General features: G+C 45.7%; 20 protein-coding genes. 11 read left to right on the top strand and 9 right to left on the bottom strand.

Annotated elements, in window-relative coordinates; all coding sequences use genetic code 11:
- Positions 1–148: 148 nt before the first annotated feature.
- The 7 genes from ccoN to AOC28_RS09345 are packed head-to-tail and all read left to right on the top strand — an operon-like array spanning position 149 to position 5,319.
- Positions 149–1,591 carry a cytochrome-c oxidase, cbb3-type subunit I gene (ccoN, locus tag AOC28_RS09375; RefSeq protein ID WP_072583748.1) on the top strand — a complete coding sequence of 481 codons (1,443 nt, stop codon included), beginning with the start codon at positions 149–151 and terminating at the stop codon, positions 1,589–1,591.
- A gap of 10 nt (positions 1,592–1,601) precedes the next feature.
- On the top strand, positions 1,602–2,252 hold the full coding sequence (gene ccoO / locus AOC28_RS09370) for a cytochrome-c oxidase, cbb3-type subunit II (protein ID WP_072583710.1): 651 nt from the start codon (positions 1,602–1,604) through the stop codon (positions 2,250–2,252).
- A 19-nt stretch (positions 2,253–2,271) separates the two neighbouring features.
- Positions 2,272–2,439, top strand: a complete 168-nt coding sequence (locus tag AOC28_RS09365) for a cbb3-type cytochrome C oxidase subunit 3 (protein ID WP_072583709.1) — start codon at positions 2,272–2,274, stop codon at positions 2,437–2,439.
- Positions 2,436–3,362, top strand: a complete 927-nt coding sequence (ccoP, locus tag AOC28_RS09360; protein ID WP_072583708.1) for a cytochrome-c oxidase, cbb3-type subunit III — start codon at positions 2,436–2,438, stop codon at positions 3,360–3,362. The genes AOC28_RS09365 and ccoP overlap by 4 nt, the downstream gene beginning before the upstream one ends.
- Before the next feature lie 12 nt (positions 3,363–3,374).
- Positions 3,375–4,832, top strand: coding sequence for a cytochrome c oxidase accessory protein CcoG (gene ccoG / locus AOC28_RS09355; RefSeq protein ID WP_072583747.1), 1,458 nt, complete (start codon positions 3,375–3,377; stop codon positions 4,830–4,832).
- Positions 4,833–4,858: 26 nt separating this feature from the next.
- Positions 4,859–5,062 carry a FixH family protein gene (locus AOC28_RS09350; protein ID WP_072583746.1) on the top strand — a complete coding sequence of 68 codons (204 nt, stop codon included), beginning with the start codon at positions 4,859–4,861 and terminating at the stop codon, positions 5,060–5,062.
- Positions 5,059–5,319 carry a hypothetical protein gene (locus tag AOC28_RS09345; RefSeq protein ID WP_072583707.1) on the top strand — a complete coding sequence of 87 codons (261 nt, stop codon included), beginning with the start codon at positions 5,059–5,061 and terminating at the stop codon, positions 5,317–5,319. The genes AOC28_RS09350 and AOC28_RS09345 overlap by 4 nt, the downstream gene beginning before the upstream one ends.
- Here AOC28_RS09345 and fnr read toward each other — a convergent pair.
- Positions 5,316–6,086 (bottom strand): fumarate/nitrate reduction transcriptional regulator Fnr, encoded by a 771-nt coding sequence (gene fnr, locus AOC28_RS09340; RefSeq protein WP_072583706.1) that lies wholly within the window; start codon positions 6,084–6,086, stop codon positions 5,316–5,318. The two genes, AOC28_RS09345 and fnr, sit on opposite strands and share 4 nt — an antisense overlap.
- 76 nt (positions 6,087–6,162) lie before the next feature.
- On the opposite strand from fnr, the gene AOC28_RS09335 reads away from it, so the two are divergent.
- The gene (locus AOC28_RS09335) at positions 6,163–6,882 is read left to right on the top strand and encodes a sulfite exporter TauE/SafE family protein (RefSeq protein WP_083564285.1); all 720 of its coding nucleotides are present in this window, start codon (positions 6,163–6,165) and stop codon (positions 6,880–6,882) included.
- Positions 6,883–6,889: 7 nt separating this feature from the next.
- On the opposite strand, the gene AOC28_RS09330 is transcribed toward AOC28_RS09335, so the two are convergent.
- Both AOC28_RS09330 and AOC28_RS09325 read right to left on the bottom strand, forming a co-directional pair.
- Complete coding sequence (locus tag AOC28_RS09330; protein WP_072583705.1) at positions 6,890–8,515, bottom strand: SulP family inorganic anion transporter; 1,626 nt, start codon at positions 8,513–8,515, stop codon at positions 6,890–6,892.
- A 20-nt stretch (positions 8,516–8,535) separates the two neighbouring features.
- Positions 8,536–8,937 (bottom strand): DUF2177 family protein, encoded by a 402-nt coding sequence (locus AOC28_RS09325; RefSeq protein WP_072583704.1) that lies wholly within the window; start codon positions 8,935–8,937, stop codon positions 8,536–8,538.
- Between the two features lie 86 nt (positions 8,938–9,023).
- Between AOC28_RS09325 and AOC28_RS09320 the strand changes: the two genes are divergently transcribed.
- Entirely contained in the window at positions 9,024–9,464 is a 441-nt protein-coding gene (locus AOC28_RS09320; RefSeq protein WP_072583703.1) for a universal stress protein, read from the top strand.
- 69 nt (positions 9,465–9,533) lie between these two features.
- Here the strand turns inward: AOC28_RS09320 and AOC28_RS09315 are convergent, their stop codons facing one another.
- Positions 9,534–10,970 carry a M23 family metallopeptidase gene (locus AOC28_RS09315; protein ID WP_237767782.1) on the bottom strand — a complete coding sequence of 479 codons (1,437 nt, stop codon included), beginning with the start codon at positions 10,968–10,970 and terminating at the stop codon, positions 9,534–9,536.
- Between the two features lie 424 nt (positions 10,971–11,394).
- Between AOC28_RS09315 and AOC28_RS09310 the strand changes: the two genes are divergently transcribed.
- The gene (locus AOC28_RS09310; protein WP_072583702.1) at positions 11,395–12,528 is read left to right on the top strand and encodes a mandelate racemase/muconate lactonizing enzyme family protein; all 1,134 of its coding nucleotides are present in this window, start codon (positions 11,395–11,397) and stop codon (positions 12,526–12,528) included.
- An 86-nt stretch (positions 12,529–12,614) separates the two neighbouring features.
- Here AOC28_RS09310 and AOC28_RS09305 read toward each other — a convergent pair whose 3' ends face one another.
- The 4 genes from AOC28_RS09305 to AOC28_RS09290 all read right to left on the bottom strand — a co-directional run bounded on the left by AOC28_RS09305 (position 12,615) and on the right by AOC28_RS09290 (position 17,577).
- The gene (locus tag AOC28_RS09305) at positions 12,615–14,627 is read right to left on the bottom strand and encodes a TRAP transporter fused permease subunit (protein WP_072583701.1); all 2,013 of its coding nucleotides are present in this window, start codon (positions 14,625–14,627) and stop codon (positions 12,615–12,617) included.
- Between the two features lie 98 nt (positions 14,628–14,725).
- Complete coding sequence (locus tag AOC28_RS09300; RefSeq protein WP_072583700.1) at positions 14,726–15,676, bottom strand: TAXI family TRAP transporter solute-binding subunit; 951 nt, start codon at positions 15,674–15,676, stop codon at positions 14,726–14,728.
- A 32-nt stretch (positions 15,677–15,708) separates the two neighbouring features.
- Positions 15,709–16,635 carry a dihydrodipicolinate synthase family protein gene (locus AOC28_RS09295; protein WP_072583699.1) on the bottom strand — a complete coding sequence of 309 codons (927 nt, stop codon included), beginning with the start codon at positions 16,633–16,635 and terminating at the stop codon, positions 15,709–15,711.
- A 12-nt stretch (positions 16,636–16,647) separates the two neighbouring features.
- Positions 16,648–17,577, bottom strand: coding sequence for a 2-hydroxyacid dehydrogenase (locus AOC28_RS09290; protein WP_072583698.1), 930 nt, complete (start codon positions 17,575–17,577; stop codon positions 16,648–16,650).
- An 85-nt stretch (positions 17,578–17,662) separates the two neighbouring features.
- On the opposite strand from AOC28_RS09290, the gene AOC28_RS09285 reads away from it, so the two are divergent.
- Complete coding sequence (locus tag AOC28_RS09285; RefSeq protein ID WP_072583697.1) at positions 17,663–18,604, top strand: 3-hydroxyacyl-CoA dehydrogenase NAD-binding domain-containing protein; 942 nt, start codon at positions 17,663–17,665, stop codon at positions 18,602–18,604.
- Positions 18,605–18,626: 22 nt separating this feature from the next.
- Here the strand turns inward: AOC28_RS09285 and AOC28_RS09280 are convergent, their stop codons facing one another.
- On the bottom strand, positions 18,627–19,832 hold the full coding sequence (locus AOC28_RS09280) for an MFS transporter (RefSeq protein WP_072583696.1): 1,206 nt from the start codon (positions 19,830–19,832) through the stop codon (positions 18,627–18,629).
- Positions 19,833–19,848 lie beyond the last annotated feature (16 nt).

The raw sequence follows: 19,848 nt of genomic DNA, 5'->3' as shown, positions 1-19,848 counted from the left end.
AGAGAAATCTAGGGTTTATCTTTACGGCGCTCCCTGAATTTGCCCCACCCTTTTTGATATAGATCAAATCCCCCTTGGGGCTCTACTTTGATAATCAATCCAGTCTATTTGGATTATGTCGCAGTTTGGTCACAAAAAAGGAGAAACCATGGGACTTACCGTGGGGAGTAATCAAGATACCTTCAATTACAAGGTTGTCAGCCAATTTGCCATCGTTACTGTGCTTTGGGGAATTGTTGGCATGCTCGTGGGGGTTATCCTCGCAGCCCAGTTGATCTGGCCTGAAATCACTTTTAATATTCCTTGGTTGAGTTATGGTCGCTTGCGTCCTTTACACACCAATGCAGTGATTTTTGCTTTTGGCGGTTCTGCACTATTCGCAACGTCGTACTACATTGTGCAACGCACATGCCAGGTTCGACTCTTCTGTGACAAGTTAGCGGCATTTACTTTTTGGGGATGGCAAGCGGTGATTGTTTCTGCTGCCATTACTTTGCCGTTAGGTATTACTACTTCCAAAGAGTACGCTGAACTAGAGTGGCCAATTGATATCTTGATCACAATCGTTTGGGTTGCTTATGCGATTGTGTTCTTCGGCACTGTGATCAAGCGCAAGACTAAACATATTTACGTTTCTAACTGGTTCTTTGGTGCTTACATCTTGACGATTGCGGTATTGCACATCGTTAACAATATGGAAATGCCAGCTAGCCTCTTTAAGTCTTATTCAGCATATGCTGGCGCACAAGATGCCATGATTCAGTGGTGGTATGGCCACAATGCGGTAGGCTTCTTCTTGACTACCAGCTTCTTGGGCATGATGTATTACTTCATTCCTAAGCAGGCTGAACGTCCAATCTACTCATATCGTTTGTCTATTGTTCACTTCTGGGCTTTGAACTTTACGTATATGTGGGCAGGTCCTCACCACTTGCAACACACCTCTTTGCCAGACTGGACTCAGTCTTTAGGGATGGTTTTCTCATTGATCTTATTGGCACCATCATGGGGTGGCATGATCAACGGCATCATGACATTGTCTGGCGCGTGGTACAAATTGCGCCGTGATCCGATCTTGAAATTCTTGGTAGTTGCCTTGTCTTTCTACGGCATGTCTACCTTCGAAGGTTCCATGATGTCCATCAAGACAGTGAATAGCTTGTCTCACTACACAGACTGGACTATTGGTCACGTTCACTCAGGTGCTTTAGGCTGGGTTGCCATGATTACGATTGGTTCCCTTTATTACCTTATTCCACGTTTAGTAGGTCAGAAGGATATGTACAGCACCAAGTTAATTGAAGTGCATTTTTGGATTGCAACTATCGGCGTGGTGATCTATATCGCTGCTATGTGGATTGCTGGGGTAATGCAAGGCTTGATGTGGAGAGCATTCGAGCCAGACGGAACTTTGACTTACAGCTTCGTTGAGTCTGTTAAAGCAACTTATCCCTTCTATGTCATTCGTTTGTTAGGCGGCTTGTGCTACTTAAGCGGTATGTTTGTAATGGCTTATAACGTCTACAAAACAGTGGTTGGTAAAAAATTCATTGACGCTGCAATTCCACAAGCGTCTGTAGCAGCTCATTAAGGATAAGAACATGTCAGAACAACGTCGATTTTTCTCCCACGAAACGCTTGAGCGTAATGTTGGTTGGCTGATTATTGCTACTATTGCGGCAATCTCGATTGCCGGTCTGGTACAGATCGTGCCATTATTTTTCCAACACTCAACTACTGAGCCAAGCCCAGGCGTTGAGCCATATTCCGCTTTGCGTTTAGCTGGTCGTGATATCTATCAGCGAGAAGGCTGTATGGGTTGTCATTCACAGCAAATTCGTACACTACGATCTGAAGTAGAGCGCTACGGCCCATACTCTTTGGCTGGTGAGTCAGTATTTGATCATCCATTCCTCTGGGGCAGCAAACGTACCGGCCCAGATTTGGCACGTGTAGGTGGGCGCTATTCAGATGCATGGCATCAAATTCACTTGAATAACCCACGCGACGTAGTTCCAGAGTCCAATATGCCTGCGTACCCATACTTGGGTAAGAATGCTGCTGATGCAGATAGCATTCAATCGCATATGGTTGCTATGCGTCGTTTAGGTGTTCCGTACACTGATGAGCAAATTGCTAATGCACCCAAAGAGCTTGAAGGTAAAACCGAATTAGATGCATTGGTTGCCTACTTGCAGGGTCTTGGCATTAACCGTAGATACATCACTGTTGATGAGGTGGTTGCTAAGTAATTCTTGGCAATTGAGAACTATGCAAAATATTGCTCCTTACCTCTCAGCAATCTCTACCGTGCTTGGCTTGGTAGTTTTTATTGGAATCGTTTGGTGGGCTTGGTCTGCAAAAAGACAGCCTGCTAATCAAGAATCCGCCGAACTTCCGTTCGATCTTCCCGATGAATTCAGTAAGGATAAATCATGAGTGACTTTCTTGGTGCCGGTTGGAGTGCCTATATCGCCTTAGTAACATTGGTTGGTATTTTTTGGTGCATCTGGCTATTATTTTCTCAACGTAAGACCAAGGTAACGCTAAAGCCTGACGGCCAAGTAGCTGATACTGGACATGTTTGGGACGGCGATCTGCGTGAGTTAAATAACCCATTGCCACGTTGGTGGATGTGGATGTTCTTGATCTCTTGTATCTTTGCTTTAGTGTATTTAGTTCTCTATCCAGGGCTTGGTTCATACCCAGGCCTCTTAGGCTACAGTACTGATGGCGCTTTGATGAAGTCAATGACTACTGCAAATGATGAGCTCAAGCCTGTCTATGCGAAGTACGTCAAGATGGATGTTGAGCAAGTGGCAGCCGATCCTAAAGCCCGCGAAATGGGTCAACGCCTCTTCCTGAATTCTTGTGCACAGTGTCATGGCTCTGATGCTGGAGGCGCTAAAGGCTTCCCGAATTTGACTGATGGCGACTGGCTATATGGCGGCTCACCAGAAAATATCAAAGCCTCCATTACTTATGGGCGCGGCGGTGTAATGCCTCCATTCCCGCAATTGGATAGCAATCAAATTATTGATGTCGCCAACTATGTTCGTAGTCTTTCGGGCTTGCCAGCAGATAACGCTAAAGCAGCTCGAGGTGCGCAGGTATTTAGCGCAAACTGCGTGGCCTGTCATGGTCCTGACGGTAAAGGTAATATCGCCTTAGGTGCTCCGAATTTGACAGATAAAGTATGGTTATATGGCGCATCAGAAGCAACGATCGTGGAGACTGTCACTAAAGGCCGTATGGCTATGATGCCTGCTCAAGACAAAGTATTGAGTCCTGAGAAGATTCAGCTGTTAACCGCTTATGTCTGGGGTTTATCTAACAATAAACAACCAGCTGCAGCCAAATAAGATTAGTCATTGGTGTCAGATATTTTGCCGGGTGGTAAACCTGTTCCGATAGAAGTCATTGAAGAATCTCTTTACGAGGTCCGGCGAAAGATTTACCCGCGTTCAGTATCTGGGCTCTTTGCCCGCTGGCGCTTCATATTGGTCTTTGCAACTCAACTATTGTTTTATGGTTTGCCTTGGTTGAGTTGGAATGACCGTCAAGCAGTTCTCTTTGATTTAGTTCAACGTAAATTTTATATCTTCGGCCTAGTTCTTTGGCCGCAAGATGTGATTTATCTCACCCTCTTACTCATACTTTCTGCGCTCGCTTTATTTCTGTTTACTGCAGTGGCTGGACGCTTATTCTGCGGATACGCATGTCCCCAGACCGTCTACACCGAAATCTTTATGTGGATCGAGCGCAAGGTCGAGGGAGACCGTTTTGCGCGGATTCGTTTGGATGGTGAAGAGTGGCCTTGGGGTTTGCGTAAATGGCGCATCAAAATCACAAAGCATTTCCTTTGGCTTCTGATCGCCTTCTGGACCGGTTTTACCTTTATTGGCTACTTCACTCCGATTGAAACTCTGGGCGCATCATTGCTGCACCTTTCCCTAGGCCCATGGCAAACCTTCTGGTTAGGGTTTTATAGTTTTGCAACATGGGGTAACGCAGGGTTCATGCGTGAACAAGTATGTAAATATATGTGCCCATATGCACGCTTCCAAAGTGTGATGGTAGATAAAGATACATTCTTGGTGACATACGATAAAGTGCGTGGCGAACCAAGAGGCAGTCGTAGCAAATCCGCAGATCAAGCTTCTTTGGGCTTGGGTGATTGTGTTGACTGTAGTATTTGTGTGCAGGTATGTCCGACGGGAATTGATATCCGTGATGGCTTGCAATACATGTGTATTGGTTGCGGAGCCTGTATTGATGCCTGCAATCAGGTAATGGAAAAGGTCAACTATCCAAAAGGATTGATTCGCTATACAACCGAGCGCGCCATTGAGGATAAAGAGTCAAACCAAAGTGCCATTCGCCATATATTGCGCCCACGAGTATTAATCTATACCGCCTTTATTACAGTTCTCGCCTCCGCTTTTCTGATTTCATTGGTAACGCGCAATCCATTGCGGGTTGATGTGATGCGTGATCGCGGTGCTTTAGCTCGTGAGGTAGAAGGCGTCCGTATCGAAAACATTTATCGCATTCAGATTATGAATGCCTCTGAGCATCCAATGAGGGTGCAGGTCAAGGCTACAGGTTTAGATGATTTAAAGATCCTGAATTCACAAGGCAAAGAAATTAAAGAAATTGAAGTTGCGCCAGCAAGCAATCAATTGCTGCCTATTAAAGTCAGCACTACGATTGGTGAGCATGAGTCTGGAAATTACCCAATTCATTTTGATGTGACTGCGCAAGAATTAACGGGAGATAAGGAAGTGATTAGAACCCGCGAAGAGAAATCTACTTTTATTATTCCCCGTTAAGCTAGAAGGCAATGGAGAGGATGGATATGACAGAACAACAAACTACTCAACCCTGGTTCAAGCAACTATGGCCATGGCTTTTAATTAGTGGACCAGCTGTCGCCGTGATTGGCTGCGCTATCACTATTTACTTGGCTATAAATTTGTATGCAGATAAACCATTGCGTGATGGCGTTGTGAAACAGGGCTTAAAAGTTGAGCAGCTTAAAGATGCGCAGGCAGCAAAATGAAGTACCGCCTACTAATCTGGATTTTGTGGCCCTCTTTTTTGGTGGCTGGCATGGCAGAGGGCCTGTTATTTACTGTGATCCACCCACAAGACCTTTTATTTTTTGGTTATCACCCAGATATTTCTGATGAGGGCATTTATACAATCGGGTTCTTTGTGATTTGGACCTTCTGTGCGATCTCTAGCGCGCTTACTGCTTATATCCTGCCTGGGATTGAGTCATCTGATAGCAAGGAAGTCGACCGCGGCTTAATTTAAGCCTGTTTGATTGGGATTTCTGGGCTTGTGCAGCCGTGGCAATTTGGGTTTGGGATGCCTGCTAGTTCATATAACCCGTCCATATCAATAAGTTTGATGTGGCGTTGTTTAATTTGAATGAGGCCTGACTCTGCAAAGCGTGAGAGCATGCGACTGACAGTTTCGATTTGAATCCCAAGATAGCTACCAATATCATTACGACTCATGCGCAAGTCGAATTCATTATTCAGGTAGCCGCGTGCAGCAAGACGTTGCGAGAGGCTTAATAAAAAGGCTGCCAATCTTTCTTCTGCACGCATCGTGCCAAGTGATAGTAGGTGGCGTTGATCATGAGTCAGCTCCCGACTCATGATTTTATGGAACTGATTTTGTAAGACGGGGATCTGCCGAGCCAAATCTTCAAAAGCATCGTAACGAATAATGCAGACTTCGCTCTCTTCAAGAGCAATCGCATCAGACTGATAATGATCTTCACCAATACCATCAAGACCTAGAATTTCACCGGGCAGATGAAATCCAATCACTTGTTGCCGACCGTCTTGCAGACAGAACTCTGTTTTAAGGGTGCCAAAACGAACGCTATATACAGAAGTGAGTGGATCGCCGTGACGATAAAGGCTTTCACCTTTTTGAAGATGAACGCGCTCTTTAACTAAGGTATCAATTTGGGAAACTTCGCTACTATTTAATCCAACCGGCAGACAAAACTGACCCAGTACGCAAACTGAGCATTTGCTGGTTGGGCTATCGGTAGGTTTGTAGTTCATATTAGGGCTGATCTATGGGACCAGTTTATTCTATAAGTATGAAGATTATGGCTTTTACCTATTTTCTGTTGATTTCATGCTGACAACTAGCTTACTCGTTGCGGTCTTTCTGGGCGCTCTTGTGAGTGGCTGGCACTGTGCTCTGATGTGCGGTGGGATAGCGGCTGCCATAGAGCGGCCCAAAGCCCTGGAGACCCCTCTAAGACCAAAATCTGAGCTTTTTTACCTCCAATTAATCATGCATTTGGGGCGCGTCACAACTTATGTCTTATTGGGCGCTCTTGCCGCGTCAGTAGGGGTGGTTGTTTGGCAGCAAAACCTCATTCCAATCCAGCGCCCCTTATTTGCTTTAACCTCCCTGATCTTAATTCTGATGGGTATACGTCTACTCAGAATAAGCAAGTCAGAAGGTCTGCTTGGCGGCAAATGGTTAAGTGCAAAAATTGCGGCTTATTGGGCTAAATACTTGGGTGCTATGGCTAGCGGCCCTTCACGTTGGTTTAGCGGCATGCTATGGGGTTTGGTGCCCTGTGGATTGGTCTACAGCGTTTTACCACTCGCCTTTTTATCTGGTGATGTAGCAACTGGTGCCGCACTGATGTTGGCATTTGGTTTGGGTACATTGCCTAACCTATTACTGATCTCTAAATTTTCAGCGGCGCTGACTCAGTTTGGGCAATATCTATGGGTGAGGTATTTGGCTGCTGCACTTCTATTGATTGCAGGCGGCTTTGGTATGTATCGTGCCTGGGTATTGCCAGAAGCCTTATTAAAAGGTGGCTTCTGTATTTCTTAAGTCGCTATTAAGCTGTTGCTGCTTCTATTCCGGAGCTTAGATCTGGGTAGAAAGAATCTTGGGGTAGTGCCGATAGAAATTCACTGCGCTCTGCCATCTCTAATGGTTGATGCGCTAAGCCGCAAATGATCAATCGAATATTACGAATCTTGCACAGGTGCGCTAGTTCCATGATCGTATCCATCCCAGAAGTATCAATGTAGATTACGTTCTTTAAATCTAGCAAGAGTATTTGTGAGGGTAAATTCGCCTCAATCTTTTCGAGGAGTTTTATTGCGCCAAAAAAGATGGCACCATGAATCCGATAGGCATCCATTCGACCTTGTTGATCATTTAGTCCAGGGTAATCGCTGGCTAGAGCAGGCTCGCAACGCGATAGACTGGAGATGCGGTAAATGAAGGTGATAAAGGCGAGCAGTAAGCCTACTTCTACTGCAATCGTGAGATCTAGTACAACGGTGAGAATAAAGACGCTCAAGATGGTGATTCGATACGGCAATCGGAATTGCTTCAAATCGATGAACTTCTGCCACTCTCCCATATTCCAGGCCACATACATCAAGATGGCGGCAAGGCTAGCTAAAGGAATATTTTTGGCGAGCGGCGCCGCAAACAAAACGATGACTAGTAAAGTTGCTACATGGACGAGTCCAGAGATAGGTGTAGTGCCGCCACTCTCTATATTAGTAACCGTGCGAGCAATCGTTCCGGTCGCTGGCATGCCACCAAAAAATGGAATCGTGAAGTTAGCAATGCCCTGAGCTACTAGCTCTTGATTTGACTCATGGCGATCATGAATGAGGCCATCGGCAATGCGCGCGCAGAGTAAGGATTCAATTGCACCTAATAGGGCAAGTGTTAAGGCTGGTGCCACCATGTATTGAGCGCTATCCCAGCTTACCGAAATCCATTCAAAAGCGGGGAGCCCTGAAGGGATGCCGCCAAAGCGACTACCAATCGTATCTACTGGTAAATTAAAAATACTGGTAACGATCGTTGCAACCACCATTGCTACCACTGTGCCAGGAAGATGAGAGAGCCAGCCTAAGCGATTCTGAAATAGCTTCCATAAAATGAGTAAGGCAAGACTCCCACAAGCTAAACCAAGCGCAATGGGGTTAAAGGTGTCTGCTGCTAAGTAGAGCGCATGCACTGATTGAAAAAATTGAGCCGGCATTTTTTCAATCTGAAGTCCGAAGAAATCTTTGACTTGCGATAGTCCAATCAAAAAGGCAATGCCATTGGTAAAGCCCACAATGACTGCAATCGGAATAAAGCGCACTAGCGTTCCAAGACGAAATACTCCCATCAGAAATAAAAATACTCCTGACATGGCGGTTGCGAGTAATAAATTTGGAACGCCATAGCGCTCCACAATGCCGTAAACAATGACAATGAAGGCGCCGGCCGGGCCGCCGATTTGTACGCGGCTACCTCCAAGTAAGGAGATGAGCCCGCCAGCAATAATGGCAGTAAAAATACCCGCTTGGGGTTTGAGTCCGCTGGCAATTGCAAAAGCCATGGCTAATGGGAGCGCAACAACGCCAACCGTCATTCCAGCAAAAACATCCTTAGTGAAAAGGGCACGGCTATAACCAGAAAATGAGTCAAAAAGTCGGGGACGAAAAAACATAAGATGAATGTTTCAATGGCCTAAGAGATACGGTTGCCAACCCAGTAGGCAAAACTCGCACACAAGGCTGTAACAAAACTACCCCATGCGATATCAATGAAAGCTAACTGTGTTGGAAAGTTTCTAACCACCGCCAGATTAGTGAGGTCATAGGTCATGTAGCAGAACAGGCCAAACAAAGCGCCATATTGCAGTGCATATATCCAAGACTGTTTTGATAATGCCGGAACGATCACAAAAATACAGACGCCCAAGGCGTAAATCAGGTAGAACGCTAGTCCAGCTAGAAGCTTAGGTTCGCTGGCCATTAAGTCACCCATCTCATTGCGATAGAGGTTTTTCGCGATTCCCAAAAGCCACACTAAATCGATTGCAATGAGGGCAATTAAAAATGAGAGATAGATAGCAAAATTCTTGATCAATTAAGTTACCTTTATTCTTTTATAGGCTAATAATTAGTATTATGATGGAAAGAGCAAATGAGTAGTTCAATTTAAAGGGAGTCAACATGTTTAAGCATTTATTGGTGCCAGTAGATGGTTCAGATGTCAGCAAAAAATCCTTAAAGAAAGTCGCCGCACTTGCTAAGGCAGATGGCGCTGCAATTACGTTGGTATATGTTTCCGATCCTACCCCTCCGATGGTTTATTCAGATAGCACCATGGGTTATGGAATCTCAAAGAAACAGCACACAGAAGCTTGCGCAGCTTACGCACGTGATGTATTTAAGAAGTCGACAACGGCGCTGGGAGTTGGCGCTAAAGTGAAAAGTCTTCACATTGAAAATAGCAACCTATCTGAAGGTATTTTGGCTGGCGCAAAAAAAGCGAAAGCGGATGTGATTGTTATGGCGTCTCATAAGCGCACAGGTATCAAAGGGATCCTGTTGGGTAGCGAAACCCATGAAGTCATTGTGCATTCCACATTGCCAGTATTAGTTCTGGGTTAATTTACCTAGTATCAAGTTAAAAGGGTCCAAGTGGACCCTTTTTTATTTCAGCAGCATTCCTGAATTCATTTAGTTGTGCTTAATAGGGCTACCTAGCAGAAGCATCTCCCGGGTCAGTTGCCCACTCTCGTTATCGCGCATGGACCATAAATCAAGTTGGGTTTTGGAGCCATAGGGGTCTACGTAAATTCCATTTTTTCTTAATTCAAAATGAAGGTGTGGCCCCGTTGACCTACCGGTTGTTCCTACATAGCCAATTTCCAAGCCGCGCCGCACTTCGTTACCCAACTCAAGCTCTACGTTGTAACTGCTCAAATGAGCATAGTATGTGTGGTAATTACCCGGATGCTCTAAAACAATTAAGTTTCCAAATGCACCGCTAAAGCCTATGTGCACTACTTTGCCATTGGCAACACTAAAAATGGGGGTGCCGATTGGGGCGGCATAGTCAATCCCCATGTGGGCGCGATAGCGTTGCTTTGTTGCTGGCGCCTGGGTTGGAGCTGTTGGCGCAGGATTCTTGCTGCGCTTACTCGAAGAGGCTCTTACCATGCCAACTCCCCGAGAAATACGGCGATAGCTTAATGGGTTAGTCCAGAAGGAGCGCTCAAGTGATTCTCCGGTTCCAGTATAGAAGCCCCCAGGAATATCATTGCGCTCCATCCAAAAAGCATTCGCATAGACGTCTTTGGTGGCGGGGTCAATAATTTCTACAGCCCAAATTTGCGCCCATCTTTCTCGATCACCAAAGTCAACAATCAAGCGCACAACGCTGTTGGTATTTTCAAGAGAATTGTTTTCTTCAGGATAGATTTGCTTGATCAGGGAATTTAATTCCCAAACCAGCTCAACTGGCAATTGATCGCTTACTTTTCGAGTGTCATACAGAACATCCCTTAAAGGAATGCGAATCTCGGTTAAACGCTTGGACTCATCTTTAAGATAGTCTTGCTGAATTAAAAACCCACCAACAGCTGATGGTGTAAATGTCCATACTTCAGTTTTGCTATCTTGGATTGGGCCATTCATGATGCTCAATGAGTCGAAACGATTACGACTTCCAAAGGCAACCGCATAAGGGATGCAATCTCCACGCATGTGATCAAAAAATGTTTTGGTCTGATTTTTGAAGAATTCAGCGAACTGCCGATTATCAATGCCTACGCTAGCCGGCAGGCTATCTTCATTAAAATTACGTCTTAGACATCCTTGGGCTACTCGATAGTCAAGGTTTGCATCGCTATCGAGCATCAACTCATCTGGGGCTTTTCGCTGGAATAGCGATGGGTTTAGGCTCATACTATTGGTTTTTGAGCCAGTACCCGCTGATTTATCTTTGAAGCCAACCTGCCTACTGGTTTGGACGGTAATCTTCTTGCGTGCTTGGGTCGTGCTTTGGGCTTGAGCTGCATACGCCAAGCCGGGGGTTGAGCTAAGAAAGGCGCAGCCAGACAAAATGATTACCCCCTGAGTGAACAGGGAGCCAAGAGATACTTTTTTATTCACCCCTCAATTATCTAATAATGTGGGAGCATCTTTGAATAAATATGCTGTGCCGCAGCAAATTAGACTGAATCTTGATCGGGCGCTAGCTTGAGAACTTCAAAGGCTGCTTTCAGCCTTTACTCATAATTTTGCTTTACAGCGGCCGCCTCATCGGCTGGCCAAGGTCTAAAACCGACGCCTTTAGCAATGCCAGTTTTGCCACTTTTAACCAAATTTGTCACACAACATGGGAGTTTGAGAATATTGGAGAGTGAATGTATCAATTTGCAGCAAATCTAACTTACAAGATACCTGTTCGGATAACAACAACTCGGCTCATTTTCGTCATGTACATTTGTAATGGAATGGATTAATTATTCTTTATTCAGGCACCTGTCGGCAAATTAAATTCTCGATACAATCAATTTTTGATTAAGGAGTTTAGATGCCGATTATTGAATCCATCCAAGTTGCCTCAGTAGCAGTACCATTGGATAAAGTCACTTCATTTTCCACTCGCACTGTTTCTGAGCGTCACTACTGCCTGGTAAAAGTTCGCGGCAAGGATGGTAATGAGGGCATCGGTTTTTGTTATGTCGGCAGTGCCGGCGGAGATATTGCCAAACTTGCTGTTGAGCAATTGCTGGCCCCCAAACTCATTAGTCAAAATAGTCACCGCAGTGAAGGTCTCTGGATGGAGATGTATAACGAATCCATCCTCCAAGGTCGTGCAGGCGCAGTAATGCGTGGCATCTCGATTTTGGATACGGCTTTGTGGGATTTAAATGCACGCTCAGTTGGCTTACCTTTGCATCAATACTTGGGTTCAGTGGTTGATGATCGGGTGCCAGCTTATGCTAGTGGTGGTTACTATCTTGAAGGTAAAACGCCTGCCAAATTAGGCAAAGAAATGGAGTCTTACGTAAAGCAGGGCTTTAAGGCAGTCAAGATGAAGGTGGGGCGTTTATCGCCATCGGAAGAAGAGGCACGCGTGAAAGCGGCTCGTAAAGCAGTGGGCGATGATGTATTGCTCACGCTTGATGCAAATAATGCCTGGCGCGATCTACCCACCGCTCTTGAGTATGTACGTCGCTTTGAACCATACAACCCGTATTGGATTGAAGAACCTTTTTCTCCAGATGCGATTGATTTACATGCTGCCTTGGCGCGCCAAACCAAAATCAACGTTGCTACCGGTGAGATGGAAGCGGGACGCTGGCGTTTTAGAGAATTGATTGATGCCGGTGGTGCTGCCATCCTGCAATCTGATGCGGCTGTCTGCGGTGGTATTACCGAGTGGAGAAGAATTTCTGCATATGCTGATTTGAAGGGCGTCATAGTTTGTCCGCACTGGATGCATGATTTGCATGCACCATTGGTGGCAGCCACGCCCAATGCACGCTTTGTCGAATTCTTCTTGGATGATCAGGTGCTGAACTTCCGTAGATTGATCAATAAGCAGCTGACATTTAAGAATGGGGACTTGATTTTGCATAAAACCCCTGGTTTAGGTTTCGAGTTCGATGAATCTGCTGTCAAGAAATATGCAGGTAAAGCCGCTTGGACCAAGATCTCTTAAGATAAGCAATTGCTAGAAACAATAAGGCCCGCTCAAGCGGGCCTTATTGTTTTGAGGATGAGATCCTCCCACCTATTGGGTGTACCTTAAGAAGATCTGGGATTGAGTTTGAAATGGGTAATTGTTTGAGTCACCAGCACCAAACCAAATCCAACAAAGCCAACTAAGTCCGCCTCTGTGGAAGGGTAGGCAAGAGCAACCCCAGAGAACACCATGATGACGCGCTCAAAGATCTTGGTTTTCTCAATGAACCAACCTTGTAATCCACCGGCTAGGCAGATGATTCCAACAACGGCCGTGAAAGAGACCCAAGCAATTTGCATCCAGTCTGCTTGCTCAAGAGCGCTAGTTGATCCCATCAACAACAAGCTGACGCCTGACTTATCTAACACAAACATAAATGGAACTAGAATGGCTGGAGCAACATATTTCCAAGTTTGCAAAGTAGTCTTATAGGGATTACCTTTACAAATCGCTGCCGCAGCAAATGGCGAGAGTGCAGTCGGTGGCGACACTTCAGAAAGTACAGCGTAATAGAAGATAAACATGTGAGCTGCAAAATCAGGCACGCCTAAATTAATCAAAGCAGGCGCTGCAATTACCGCACAAATAATGTAAGAAGCAGTTACTGGAACAGCAAGGCCAACCACCCAAACTACAAGGGCGGTAAAGATGGTTGTTAGCAAGAGCGAGCCACCTGCGTACTGAATAACAATCGAGCTAAATTTTAGGCCAAGACCGGTTAAGGTAACGGTACCCACAATGAGGCCGGCACCAGCACAGGTGGCGGCGATAGCTAAGACACCAGTTGAACCAGTTGCAAGTGCCTTAGTCAGGTTGGAGTTGTATAGGCCAGAGAGAATCGGTTCTTTACCTTTAAACCATGCCCAAGGAATAATGGCAGTATCTTCACGCAACATGCTGGATAAGGCCGAAACTACTGTCGCCCAGAATACGGACATGACAGGGGAGAAGCCCATCAGCATAAACACCACAATCGAGATGAGGGAGAAGAAGTGAAACCAATATTTCTTAGTGAGCTGCCAAGCTGTTTCGGAAGACTCAAAGTGAATATTTTTCATGCCATATTTGCGTACATCAATTTCGACCATCACGAATAAGCCAAGATAGAAAAGGATGGTTGGGATGGTTGCCATCAGCAATACGTCTAAATACGAAATCTTCAGAAAATCTGCAATTAGGAATGCAGCTGCGCCCAGTACAGGAGGCGAGATAATGGCACCAAGACCACCTGCTGCCAAAAGGCCGCCGGCAGCATTTTTCTCGTAACCCACTTTGTCCAGCATGGGTGCTGCAACTGAGCCCACGGTAACTGTTGTTGCTACACCGGATCCTGATGGTCCGCCGAGCAAGAAGGAGGACATTACGATGGTTCTGCCAACCCCAGAAGATTTTCCACCCATTGCCGCGAATGAGAAATCAATAAAGAACTTTCCTGCGCCAGTAAATTGCAAGAAAGCGCCGAAGATGGTGAAAAGAATGATGAGGGTTGCAGAAACATCAACAGCAGTGCCATAGATGCCTTCTAGAGTCATATACATATAGCCTACCAAACGATCAAGATCGTAACCCTTGTGAGTCCAAGGTGCTGGTAAGTAGTTGCCAAATAATGCATAGAGCAGAAACAGGACTGTTACCGTCACCAAGATCATGCCATTGGTTCTGCGCACACTTTCTAAGATTAGGAGAATTAATGCAATGCCCACCATGACATCGGTAGAGTTAGGCGCAGTATTGCGGTCCATAAAATCATCGCCACCACTCAGAATGTAATAGGCAATTCCAACGGATACAAGCGCAAAAACGATATCCCAGGGCATTAAGCGATTTTTGAAGCGATCAGCTATTGGAAAGCTGAGGAATACTAAAAATAAAACTAGAGCAACGTGTATGACGCGCAAATCTTGCGTTGGCACAATCGAATACGCGGCATATAAGTGAAAGAGCGACATGCCTACCGCTACAAGGGTAATGAATTTGGCTAGCAGGCCTTTGTAATCATTTGAATCGCCTTCCTCTTGCTTAATAAAGGCGTCTAATTTTTCTTGGGTTTCGTTGTCAATAACGTTTTGATTCATGTCTCAACCTCTATATTTATTTTTATGTACTACTTTATTTTTTCACTACCGTAAAACGAAAGGGGTGAGATTCACTCACCCCCGATACAAACATCAACTTAATTGAGTTTGACGTTCTTTTCTTTAAAGTACTTAAGTGCGCCTGGATGAAAGTCAACTGGGGTTGATTTTGTTTTCTGGTTTTCTAGGCTGACACTCATAAATTCTTGATGAGTGCGCACCAATTCCAATTTGTTATCAAAGATCGCCTTAACAATCTTATAGGCCTGATCGTCAGGCATATTGGCATTGACCACCAAGATATTGGCGACTGCTGCGACTTTATTGTCTCTAGCCATGCCGCTATAAGTAGCCTTTGGAATGGTAGTTACAAAGTAAAGGTTGCCATATTTTTTATTCATTGCAGCCACCTCTTCGCCAGTGTCGACCATCACAATCTTGGTTCCTGGAGTATTGGCTAAATCAGTTACTGCTGCTGTTGGTAATCCACCCACCCAGAAAAATGCATCAATTTTGCGGTCTTTAATGGCATTAACGGATTCGGCAACGCTTAATCGCTCACGCTTAACATCCTTATCCTTATCAAGACCAGCGGCCTCTAATAAGCGAAAGGCCATCACTTCTGTTGCGCTACCAGGAGCGCCAGTACTAATGCGCTTGCCCTTGAGGTCTTTCATAGATTTGATGCCAGTGGAGTCAACGGTTACTACGTGCATCAGGTTTGGATAAAGAACTACCAGAGTACGTAAGTCTACTTTTTTGCCAACAAACTTACCTTCGCCAATCTGAGCATCTTTAGCGGCATCAGCCATCGAGAAACCAACGTATGGCTTGCCTGTACCGATGAGGTTTAAGTTATCTACCGAGCCCCCGGTCACTTCTGCAGTAGCAGACATTCCAGGCACCTTGCTCGAGAGAACAGAGGCAAGGCCACCGCCCATTGGGTAGTACACGCCACCCGTACCGCCAGTGGCGATAGAGATGTTTTGAGCGCTAACACTCGCACAAAGAAAGCTAAGCGATAAGGCAATGACTTTGAGTAGTTTCATTGTTGTCTCCTAATTATTTTTATTTTTTTAAATTACAAACCTGGCATGCTGAAGTTAATTGCTTTGAGCTCGCTGAGCAGTTGCGCTTGTTGCTCAGCGCTTAACTGCATCAATGGTGGACGCACTCTGAGCCACTCAGAATCCTTGGTGTAGTGGGCTACAGCAGTCTTCATGCCTGCAATCATTTGGTACTTAGCAAAAATTCCACGCACTTGATCCAAGTTTGCTTGAAGAGTATCAGCATTTGATTCTCTCCAGTGTGCCGCTAAATCGGCAATCGCTTTTGGATTGACGTTGGCAGTAGCGGAGATGCAGCCAACACCGCCAGCGCGCAAGGCACGCATTAGGAATACTTCGCTGCCTGCATAGACGCGGAAGCCTGAAGGCGATAATAATTTAATGACCGATTCTGTGTAAGACCAATCGCCAGAGCTGTCTTTCATGCCCACAACTGTCTTTGGATATTCTTTTGCTAAGCGCTCAAGCAAAGAGAGACTTAAGGTCACTTTAGTAACTGGTGGAATGTTGTAGATATAAATCTGCAAAGCAGTGCTACCTACTTTTTGAATCACCTCAGAAAAATAAGCGAATAGACCATCATCAGTAACATCTTTGTAGTAGAAGGGCGGCAACATTAATACGCCCGCGCATTTATGGTTGACTGCGTGACGTGTCATATTGACAGTAGCATCAATCGATGTTGCTCCGGTACCTGGCATTAAGTGCTCAGGCTTTAACCCGCCCTCTACTAATGCTGTTAAGGTGCTCATCTTCTGCGGAGCAGACATCGAGTTTGCTTCTGAGTTCGTGCCAAAGATAGCCTGCCCAACACCATTAGCTTCTAGCCATTGGCATTGTTTTAATAACTTAGGAGCATCTGGACTGCCGTCCGCCTTAAATGGGGTGATGACAGGGGATAGCACCGCTGGCAAGGTGGAAGGGTGCAGAGAAATCGTCATGCTGGCTCCGTTTTAGTTATTTACTTCAGATGGAAGTGTGTGTTGGTTAAAGAATGCTTCTAAATTATCTACGGCTAAGTTGGTCATGGCTATCCGTGTTTCCGAGGTAGCGCTCCCAATGTGCGGTGTTAACAATACATTATCAAGTGTTAAAAATTCATGACTTGGGTTAGGTTCGTTCTCAAAAACATCCAAGGCTGCACCAGCAATCTTTTTATGTTGCAGTGCATATAAAAGTGCCCCCTCATCAACCACACTTCCGCGGGCAATATTGATTAAATATCCTGAGGGCCCTAAAGCTTCTAGAACCTTGGCATTAATCATGTTGTCTGTATCGGGGGTTGCTGGGCAAGCTAAAAATAAGATGTCGCAGGCCTTGGCTAATTCTTGAGCATCTGGATAGTAAGCGTAGGGCAAAGATTTTTTATTGGGCCCTGAATACGCTATCTCCACTTTGAATGGCTCTAATCGTTTAGCCAGGTCTTGCCCAATACGACCCATGCCAGCGATACCCACTCGTTTACCAGCCAAGGTGGTGGTGAGCCTAAAGGGCGCTTTTGACCAAGCAGTGCTTTTGACATATTCCTGAGCCTCGGGCAGTTGGCGCAGTAGGGCTAGCATCATGCCAATGGCCAGTTCGCATACGGCATCGTTTAGGACGCCAGGGGTGTTGCTTGCTTTAATCCCTTGTTCTTTGAGATAAGCCAAAGGAAGGTTGTCATAACCAACCCCACAAGTGGCAACCATACGAATACTGGGAATCTGTTTAACTAGGGCCTCGGGCAGCTTGATATTGGAGCGAATCAAAATCGCCTGAAAGTTTCCGGCAGGAGCAGGCGCTTGAGGATCGGGATGATGAAAAGGGGTAAAGCGCCGATCTATTTCTGCCTGCATAATTTCAGGGAAATGGCCGACCTGTAGCACCGAATTGATGGGGATCATGTCTCACTAACTTTTTTATTGAAATAATGACCCCATTGTAAGAGGATTTTTCAGAAAAAGTCCTTCCCCTTTTAGGAGAGTATTCATGTTATTTACCCCAGCTGAAACCAAGGTAGTTATTGTCGGTGGCGGCACTATGGGTGCAGACGTTGCAGCCGTTTGTGCACGCGGTGGCTGTGCAGTCCAGGTGGTTGAGCCAACTACAGAGCGACGAGCCCTCTTGCCGGATTACTTTGCAAGCACCATGGCAGATCTCGGTTATGAGCATCGTATTCATTTACTGTCTGTGGCGGGTTCGCTTGAAGAGGTTGATTGGTCTGATATTGATTTGGTGATTGAGTGTGTGCCTGAGCGTTTAGACATCAAGCGAGAGCTATTTGCGAAGTTGGAAAAATATGCAAAACCTGAGGCGGTATTGGCGAGCAATAGTACGAGCTTCCCAATTAGTGAAATTGCCAACGGCCTAAAAACAGCTGCTCGTATGATTGGCTTACATTTCTTTATGCCTGCCCATCTAGTGCCTTGTGTAGAAGTGGTATATGGTGCAAAGACTTCGCCAATGGTTGGCGAAAGCCTCTCACGTTTAATGACAGCGTGTGGCATGGTGCCTGTTACTGTGAAAAAAGATCTTCCAGGATTTTTGGCTAATCGTTTGCAGCATGCTTTATCGCGTGAGGCTTTTTCAATGGTTGATGAAGGCATCTGTACGCCAGAAGATATTGATAAAGCCGTTCGTTTTGGTTTTGGCTTTCGCTATATCGCCGCAGGCCCAGCCATGCAACGAGATCATGCTGGCCTTGAGGTGCACGGTGCTGGAGGCGCAACCATCTATCCAACCTTAAACAATTCACCAACGATAGCGAAGTGCTTGAGTGATCGCATCGCTAGTGGCAAGTTTGGTATGAAAACTGGCGAAGGCTTCTTCACCTGGACTGCTGAAACGATTAAGGCTGAACGTGAGCGCTATCAAAAAGCATTACGTGCTGGCTTGAAGATTATTCAGAAAGATCTTCCTGAAATTAAATAGCAACTAGTTATTTAGTTGCTCACTAAGAAATATCTTTCAGATGAAGTTTGCCTAGGTGTGGGGCGAGTCGATAAGTAATCAGAACAATAGCAATCGTCGCGACCCCACCAAATACGATGGATGGCACTAAACCGATCATGCTGGCAGCAATGCCAGACTCAAGTGCGCCTAACTCATTGGATGAGCCAATGAAGATGCCATTAATGGCGCTAATTCTGCCGCGCATATGATCTGGTGTGGTGAGCTGCATGATGCTGCCTCGAATCACTACTGATATCGAGTCAAAGCATCCAGAGATAAATAGAAAGAATGCGCAGACCCATAAATTACTGGAGATGCCAAAGGCAATAATCGCCGCACCAAATCCTGCCACTGACATCAGAAGATATTTTCCTGAGTCGTTTAGCACGGGACGCCGAGCGAGGTAGATTCCAGTAAGTACAGCCCCAGCTGCCGGGGCTGCACGCAGTATTCCTAGAGTTTCTGGGCCCGCATTGAGCACCTCTTTCACAAAGGCTGGAAGAATAGAGACTGCACCACCGAAGAGAACGGCAAACATATCGAGCGCCATGATGCTCAAAATGAGTTCATGTTTTCTGACGTAATGAAACCCTTCCAAAAAGCTCTTTAGAAAGTGCTTAGATAAGTTGCTCGATTTTTCTTGCACAGCGGTGATGAAAGTAATTCCGTATAAACCAACTCCTCCACAGAAGGCGGCGAGCAGATAGGTCCATTCAAGACCGGCAAAGCCAATCATGAGTCCGCCTAATCCTGGGCCCGCCACTACGCAAATCTGAAACGCTGAAGATGCATACGCTGTGTAACGAGGCAATTGATCTCTCGGAATGATTTGTCCGAAAAGCGCTTGATAAGAAGGCCTTAATAAAGCGCGCCCAATACCAATAAATGCTACTGCGGTGTAGATCAATGGTATCGGTGGGCTAAGCCATCCCAATGCGATGACTGTTAAAAATAATCCAACCGCAATATGAATGAGGCAGGCGATTGCAGCAATCCACTTGCGGGAGTGGTGATCGACCGCATGACCCGAATATAGAGCTAGCGCAAAGTAGGGAACGAGCTCTGCAAGACCTATCAGCCCGAGTGAAACTACGCTATTAGTGATTTCGTAAAGATGCCAACCTACCGCTACCATCGTAATTTGGTAGCTTAGGGTTGCGCCAACGCGATACAGCAGTAGGGTTCTAAAAGCTTTGCCGGGATTCATGAATCCCTCCATTTTA

The sequence above is a fragment of the Polynucleobacter sp. MWH-Adler-W8 genome (assembly GCF_001889925.1).
GTDB lineage: Bacteria > Pseudomonadota > Gammaproteobacteria > Burkholderiales > Burkholderiaceae > Polynucleobacter.
Note: the sequence above shows the minus strand (reverse complement) of the source record. Positions and strands in the feature narration are given on the sequence as shown.